Origin of the sequence: Geobacillus jurassicus NBRC 107829 (assembly GCF_001544315.1) — a bacterium.
Lineage (GTDB): Bacteria > Bacillota > Bacilli > Bacillales > Anoxybacillaceae > Geobacillus > Geobacillus jurassicus.
In genome coordinates this window covers 61053-67218 of record NZ_BCQG01000014.1, presented here as the reverse complement: position 1 = coordinate 67218, position 6166 = coordinate 61053, and the positions used below count along the sequence as shown (strand labels likewise).

Here is a 6166-nt window from a genome sequence, read left to right as displayed (position 1 = left end):
ATTTCATTAATGAACGGTTTTGTTAGCGCGACTAATCATCGTCTCTGTGTTGCTTTTATAGTAATACGTCTTTATAATGTTTTTATCAGAAAAAAGCACGGAAATTTGGCAAAGGAGAGACGTGTAGGGGGGAGATGGGGTTGCGTGATCGCATCGACTTCTTATGCAAGTCCATTTCGGCGATCAAAACAGCTGGACGATTGGTCCTTGGGATTGATGGACTAAGCCGATCGGGCAAAACGACATTAGCCAATCAGTTGAGTCAAACGCTGCAGGAGCAAGGCGTCTCCGTGTGTGTTTTTCACATGGATGATCATATTGTCGAGCGCGCCAAACGTTATCATACGGGAAACGAGGAATGGTTTGAATATTATTATTTACAGTGGGATGTAGAGTGGCTAACGCATCAGTTGTTCCGTCAACTCAAAGCATCCCACCAGTTGACCCTGCCGTTTTATGATCATGAGGCTGATGCGCACTCGAAGCGAATAGTTCGCCTTTCTGGCTCGGACGTCATCCTGGTCGAGGGCGTTTTCCTGCAGAGGAGAGACTGGAAGCCGTTTTTGGATTTCGTAGCCTATTTGGATTGTCCGCGGGAGATTCGGTTTTCTCGTGAAAAGGATCACGTGAAACAAAACATCCAGAAGTTCATGAACCGATATTGGAAAGCAGAGGACTATTATTTGCAAACAGAAGAGCCGATCAAGCGCGCGGACGTTGTTTTCGATATGTCGTAATGGGGAGAGTCATTGCCTGTTACACAAAAAAAGAGGCTGATCCGCAACGCATTCGCGTCTTTGGCTCAGCCATGAACCGACAGATCATAAGGGTTACTGCACCGCAAGTTGAGGCTTCAAGGCAACAGGCATGCGATTTTGCCTGCTTATTTTTGTTTAGCAATGGCGATGTGCCGCCCTGATCTCTCCATAATTTCTCGCAAACGTTGAAGAAAAAAGAAGACGGGTTGCGCCTTGGGGCCGATCATTACTATGCCACGAGCGATCCGGAGACGTTTGCGAAACTCGCTGGTTATTTTGATCTCATTATCAATACGGTGAGCGCGCCGATTGATATTAACGCCTACCTTTCACTGTTGGCGCTCGATGGCACGTTGGTGAACGTCGGTGCGCCTGCCGAGCCGCTGTCTTTGAATGTCTTCTCGCTCATTCCGCAGCGCCGGTCGTTCGCTGGATCGATGATCGGCGGCATTCGCGAAACGCAGGAAATGTTGGATTTTTGTGCGGAACACGGCATTGTTCCTGAGATCGAGGTCATTTCCGCCGACCAAATCGATGAAGCGTGGGAGCGCGTCCTTGCCTCTGATGTCCGGTATCGGTTTGTCATTGATATTAGCACGATGAAGAATGAGTAATCCTAACAAAATAGCGGCCGAGTCGATCCTTTGGCTGGCGGAGATCGGGTCTGACGGGCCGAACGGCGGCTTTTTCCGGGATGGAAAGCGAATCGATTGGTAGCCAGCAGCATTGAAGTGAATACGGTTGTGAAATGATCAAAGATCAAGGATCAGTTGCATCAACGTTTGTGATCGGGCGTTCCCCCGTGCGGGGAATGCCCTTTCTTTTTGGTTGGCACGTTTTACAACAAAAATTTAATAAAAATCAATAATTATTTATTGAAAAACGATAAATGAATAATTACAATAAAGTCGAAAACCAGTCAGTGAGGTGTTTGGATGAAACGAGAAACGTTATTTTTAAAGGTGGCTTTAGTGTTGATTGGCCTTCCGGTTCTTGCGTTATGCATCTTTTTAGTGCCTGTGCTCGGCGATGTGGCCGCGAAGCTGCTGCCGAAATACGCTTGGATCAAATTTTTCGTCTTCCTTGTATTCGATGCATCCGCGCTGCCGTTTTATGTAGCGCTGTACCAAGCGTTCCGGTTGTTGACTTATATTGACCGAAACGACGTGTTTTCCGAGTCATCGGTCAAAGCGTTAAAGGCGATCAAATACTGTGCTGTGACCATCAGCGGGCTGCATCTGCTCGCCTTGCCGCTGTTTTACTTGTTCGCTGAGAAAGACGACGCTCCGGGCGTCATTTTCGTCGGTCTGCTCGTGCCGTTTGCGTCGCTTGTCATCGCTGTTTTCGCTGCGGTTTTGCAAAAGCTGCTGCAACAAGCGATTGAAATCAAACAAGAAAATGAGCTTACGATTTGAGGTGGATGGCATGCCGATTATCGTCAATCTGGATGTCATGTTGGCCAAACGGAAAATGAGCGTCACCGAGCTGTCGGAGAAAGTCGGGATTACGATGGCGAACTTGTCGATCTTGAAAAACGGGAAGGCGAAAGCGATCCGCTTCTCGACGTTGGAAGCCATTTGCAAGGCGCTCGACTGCCAGCCAGGTGATCTTTTAGAGTACCGAAGCGAGGAAGAGGGGGGCAAATTCGTAAAGGTAGGGAGGGGTGACCGTTGAAAGGAGAAGAATATGGGGCGATGGTGCACAGCGATCCGCTTTGTCAGCCGTTGGTTGTTAGGGTGCAGCAGTGGACCATCGTCAGGGCATTGAAGCAGCTTATCCGCTTTGGCTGGGAGCAGACGCTATCATGCGTGTTTCCGGTCGTCATTTTTGCGTCGTTGGCGCTGACGAAGCTCGCGCCGCTCCCGCTGCTGCCAAGGTATGATTGGCTGCTCGTCATTTGCCTTTTTATGCAATGGTGGATGGTGCGATCAGGGCTGGAAACGCGTGATGAACTCAAGGTGATCACCTTGTTTCACGCCATTGGGCTTGTGCTGGAGCTGTTTAAAGTGCACATCGGTTCGTGGTCGTATCCGGAAGAGGGGTATACGAAACTGTTTGGCGTGCCGCTGTACAGCGGGTTTATGTATGCGAGCGTTGCCAGCTATCTTTGCCAGGCATGGAGAAGGCTGAAGGTGGAGTTGGTGCAATGGCCGCCGTTTTGGATGGTTGTTCCTCTCGCTTCGGCGATTTACTTGAATTTTTTCACCCACCATTATTGGGTGGACGTTCGTTGGTGGCTCTCAGTGCTGGTCATGCTCGTCTTTTGGCGGTCATGGGTGATCTATGAGGTCGGGGGAGTCCGCTACCGGATGCCGCTTGTTCTGTCCTTTTTGCTGATCGGATTCTTCATCTGGATCGCGGAAAACATCGCCACCTTTTTTGGCGCTTGGCAATATCCAAACCAAGCGAAGGCGTGGAGCCTTGTCCATGTGGGGAAAGTGAGCTCGTGGTGTTTGCTCGTCATTGTCAGTTTTCTCATCGTGGCGACGTTAAAGCAAGTGAAGGGGAGATATCTCCATAACGAACAATCCCTGTGACAGGAGCGATGGAGCGTTCACTTGAAGATGGGAAATAGTTGTAAGCCGAGCAGGGCTGGGAATTGGCTGGCCGCTGCTCGGCTTTTTCTTTATGGGCGGCTCGTTCCTCACGGGAGCTGTGCCTTGATTTCTTCAATTTGGGCAAGGTGGCGCTGTTCATGGTAGCCGACAAATTCGACCCATTGCTTCAAGTTCAAGGGCCCAAAAATTGGATGTGGAAACGCTTTGGCTTCCCAATCAGCCGGGTTGGCTTGCTCGGCGATTTGGCGCAACCGTTGCCGCGATTGGCGCAATTTTTCTTCCAGCTCACGCCAAGAGAAAAAGCGATCGCTCGGGCGGGCGAAATCAGGCGCCTCTACTTTTTGGGAACGGTCAACGGTCAAGTGGATCGGTTTCTCCTCGACGGGCTGGCTCACGCCATGCGTCAATGTATGGGCGATCATGGCGGCGATCGATGTTTCGATTAAGTACAAATGTTCAAGCACTTGGGCGATGGTCCAAGTCCCATCTGCTGTCCGGGTGTTCAGTTGTTCATCGGAGAGGCCGGAAACGCACTCGATGAGCTGCTGGCGCACGTGCTCATGATGATCCATCATGGTTTCTCTCTTTTCCGAATCAGGATTTGCTTCCATCGTACTACACGGGCGGCAAGCCGTAAAGCCATTTTGTGTTCGCCGTGACGGTGGTTTTGACTTGTTCGATATTTTGGCCATAGTGTGCCGCCACGGCCCGCACGGAGTCCAACAGCCATAACGGCGTCGTCGGCTTTCCGGCAAACGGACCGGCAAATGGCCATGGGCCGTCGGTTTCGAGAAGCAGCTGCTCGATGGGAACGAGGGATAACAGCTTTTGGTCGCGCTCGCGGTAGCACACTTCCGGCGTGACGGAAATATAGTAGCCGCACTCGACGATTTGTTTGACCACAGCTGGATCCGCCTTCAGCCAGTGGAAATGGGCGTGTCGGACGCCGGCTTGCCGCAAAATGGACAAAGCGGTTTCGGCGCGGTCGTAGACGACGTGAAGGGCGAGCGGCAAGGAGGCGTCCACGGCGATGGTCGCGGTTTCTTCCAATCGTTCTTGATACGCGGGCAGCTTGGCGCACGCTTCGGCCGAATAGTATGGCAGCCCGACTTCGCCGATGGCCGACAACAGCCGCCGCTCTTGCTTGATGAGCTCCGTCCATTCGTTCCAATCGGCTTCACTTGGCAGCGGCTGTTCGGGATGAAAGCCGATGGCGGCGTAAACGAACGAAGGGAATCGCTGCTTCAGCTCGAGCGTCCGGTAGCTTGAACGCAAATCGGTGGATACGGCGACGACGCCGGTGATGCCGGCCTCTTGCCAGCGTCCGATTTGTTCGCTGATGTTTGTATATTGGTCGAGATGGATATGGGCATCGATCATGGCTGCGTTATACTCCGTTGTCCGTAAGCCACGTTTTTGACCATTTTTCAATTTCACGCATGACCGGTTCAAGGGCTCGCCCTTTCTCTGTTAACGAATATTCAATGCGAACCGGAGTCTCCGGAAACACTTCCCGTTTGACAATCCCCTCGTTTTCCAAATCCTTCAACCTCTCTGATAAGACCCTGCCGCTGACGCCGACTGCGGATTCAATATGGCAAAAACGCTGCGGTCCGGCGAGTAGCTGGTAAATAATCAATCCCGTCCATCGTTGGCTTAATAATCCCATGGCTTTTTCAAATCGAGGACAAAGCGTTTTATCCAATTCGATCATCTCCTTACCTTTATTATAAACCGTTTCGGCGGCTGGACAATAATGACGTTCATTCACCTAAGTTTGGCAGAGGAAGAATGAATGAAGTCAGAAGAATGAATGAAGCCAATTGAACTTTTGTGCTTTGTTCATATTGTAACTGATTTTACAGGATAACTTAATTATATTTTATAGATAAATTAACTTGACTTAAGTAAATTATAAATATATACTAACTTACATAAAGTAAGTTAATGTTAACTTGTATCTAATGATGATAAGGAGGTGGAGACATGACTTTCCATAGCAAGCCGGCAACGTTCGTCAGCCGAGTCAGCATCAAGGTGGAAAATATCGAGCGTTCTATCGATTTTTATGAACAAGTCATCGGCTTTAAAGTGTGGAAGAAAACGGACCGAGAGGCGTTGTTTACCACCGATGGCCAAACGGTTTTGTTGTCGATTGAACAGCCGGAAAACGTCATTCCGAAGCAGGGCCGGACAACAGGGCTGTACCATTTTGCGATCTTGCTTCCGACGCGGGCTGACTTAGGGAGAGTGTTGGGCCATTTGCTTCGCATTGGCTATCCGCTGCAAGGGGGCGCTGACCATTGGGTGAGCGAAGCCATTTATTTGGCTGACCCGGATGGAAATGGAATCGAACTATATGCCGACAAGCCGTCTTCCACATGGAGATGGGCGAACGGGGAGGTGGCTATGTCGACGGAGCCGTTGGATGTAAAAGGCCTGATGGCTGAAGGAAAAGGGGGGGCTTGGCATGGTCTTCCGCTCGGGACGTTAATCGGGCATATTCATCTGCACGTTTCGGAGTTAAAACGTGCTGAACAGTTTTATACGAAGGGGTTAGGATTCGACGTTGTCAATCGATACGGAAGCCAGGCGCTATTTCTTTCGACAGGAAAGTACCATCACCATATTGGCTTGAATACGTGGAATGGCGTCGGTGCGCCGATGCCGCCAGCGAACAGCGTTGGCCTTGAATCATTTACACTGATGTTGCCGGATGAAGCGGCAAAGGAAAAAGTGGCTGCCGGTTTGAGGGAAATCGGTGCTTCTGTCAAGGAAGAAAATGGGCTATTGACGACATGGGATCCTTCAGGGAATCGTATACTTTTGCAAGTTTCTCCATAAGAAGGC

General features: G+C 50.4%; 8 protein-coding genes and 1 pseudogene. 6 read left to right on the top strand and 3 right to left on the bottom strand.

What is annotated here, in order from left to right:
• The first annotated feature begins 134 nt into the window (after nt 1-134).
• From GJ1_RS05650 to GJ1_RS05630, 5 genes and pseudogenes are all read left to right on the top strand, one after another.
• Entirely contained in the window at nt 135-737 is a 603-nt protein-coding gene (locus GJ1_RS05650) for a kinase (RefSeq protein ID WP_083509950.1), read from the top strand.
• A 197-nt stretch (nt 738-934) separates the two neighbouring features.
• Nucleotides 935-1372: pseudogene (locus GJ1_RS05645) on the top strand (zinc-binding dehydrogenase); the annotation flags it as partial.
• Between the two features lie 321 nt (nt 1373-1693).
• Nucleotides 1694-2173 (top strand): DUF2975 domain-containing protein, encoded by a 480-nt coding sequence (locus tag GJ1_RS05640; RefSeq protein WP_066229599.1) that lies wholly within the window; start codon nt 1694-1696, stop codon nt 2171-2173.
• A 10-nt stretch (nt 2174-2183) separates the two neighbouring features.
• Nucleotides 2184-2432, top strand: coding sequence for a helix-turn-helix domain-containing protein (locus tag GJ1_RS05635; protein WP_066229595.1), 249 nt, complete (start codon nt 2184-2186; stop codon nt 2430-2432).
• A 20-nt stretch (nt 2433-2452) separates the two neighbouring features.
• The gene (locus tag GJ1_RS05630) at nt 2453-3295 is read left to right on the top strand and encodes a DUF817 domain-containing protein (protein WP_066229629.1); all 843 of its coding nucleotides are present in this window, start codon (nt 2453-2455) and stop codon (nt 3293-3295) included.
• A gap of 107 nt (nt 3296-3402) precedes the next feature.
• Here the strand turns inward: GJ1_RS05630 and GJ1_RS05625 are convergent, their stop codons facing one another.
• The 3 genes from GJ1_RS05625 to GJ1_RS05615 are packed head-to-tail and all read right to left on the bottom strand — an operon-like array spanning nt 3403 to nt 5030.
• Nucleotides 3403-3888 carry a DinB family protein gene (locus tag GJ1_RS05625; RefSeq protein WP_245629340.1) on the bottom strand — a complete coding sequence of 162 codons (486 nt, stop codon included), beginning with the start codon at nt 3886-3888 and terminating at the stop codon, nt 3403-3405.
• Between the two features lie 43 nt (nt 3889-3931).
• Nucleotides 3932-4696 carry a TatD family hydrolase gene (locus GJ1_RS05620; protein WP_066229590.1) on the bottom strand — a complete coding sequence of 255 codons (765 nt, stop codon included), beginning with the start codon at nt 4694-4696 and terminating at the stop codon, nt 3932-3934.
• A gap of 7 nt (nt 4697-4703) precedes the next feature.
• Nucleotides 4704-5030, bottom strand: a complete 327-nt coding sequence (locus GJ1_RS05615) for a winged helix-turn-helix transcriptional regulator (RefSeq protein WP_157068360.1) — start codon at nt 5028-5030, stop codon at nt 4704-4706.
• A 272-nt stretch (nt 5031-5302) separates the two neighbouring features.
• On the opposite strand from GJ1_RS05615, the gene GJ1_RS05610 reads away from it, so the two are divergent.
• Entirely contained in the window at nt 5303-6160 is an 858-nt protein-coding gene (locus GJ1_RS05610) for a VOC family protein (RefSeq protein WP_066229587.1), read from the top strand.
• Nucleotides 6161-6166: the final 6 nt, after the last annotated feature.

What these genes read in the sequence shown, in the direction of transcription:
- GJ1_RS05650 (WP_083509950.1), top strand. Translation starts at nt 135, where the DNA reads ATGGGGTTGCGTGATCGCATCGACTTCTTATGCAAGTCCATTTCGGCG.
- GJ1_RS05635 (WP_066229595.1), top strand. Translation starts at nt 2,184, where the DNA reads ATGCCGATTATCGTCAATCTGGATGTCATGTTGGCCAAACGGAAAATG.
- GJ1_RS05640 (WP_066229599.1), top strand. Translation starts at nt 1,694, where the DNA reads ATGAAACGAGAAACGTTATTTTTAAAGGTGGCTTTAGTGTTGATTGGC.
- GJ1_RS05625 (WP_245629340.1), bottom strand. Translation starts at nt 3,888, where the DNA reads ATGGATCATCATGAGCACGTGCGCCAGCAGCTCATCGAGTGCGTTTCC.
- GJ1_RS05610 (WP_066229587.1), top strand. Translation starts at nt 5,303, where the DNA reads ATGACTTTCCATAGCAAGCCGGCAACGTTCGTCAGCCGAGTCAGCATC.
- GJ1_RS05630 (WP_066229629.1), top strand. Translation starts at nt 2,453, where the DNA reads ATGGTGCACAGCGATCCGCTTTGTCAGCCGTTGGTTGTTAGGGTGCAG.
- GJ1_RS05615 (WP_157068360.1), bottom strand. Translation starts at nt 5,030, where the DNA reads ATGATCGAATTGGATAAAACGCTTTGTCCTCGATTTGAAAAAGCCATG.
- GJ1_RS05620 (WP_066229590.1), bottom strand. Translation starts at nt 4,696, where the DNA reads ATGATCGATGCCCATATCCATCTCGACCAATATACAAACATCAGCGAA.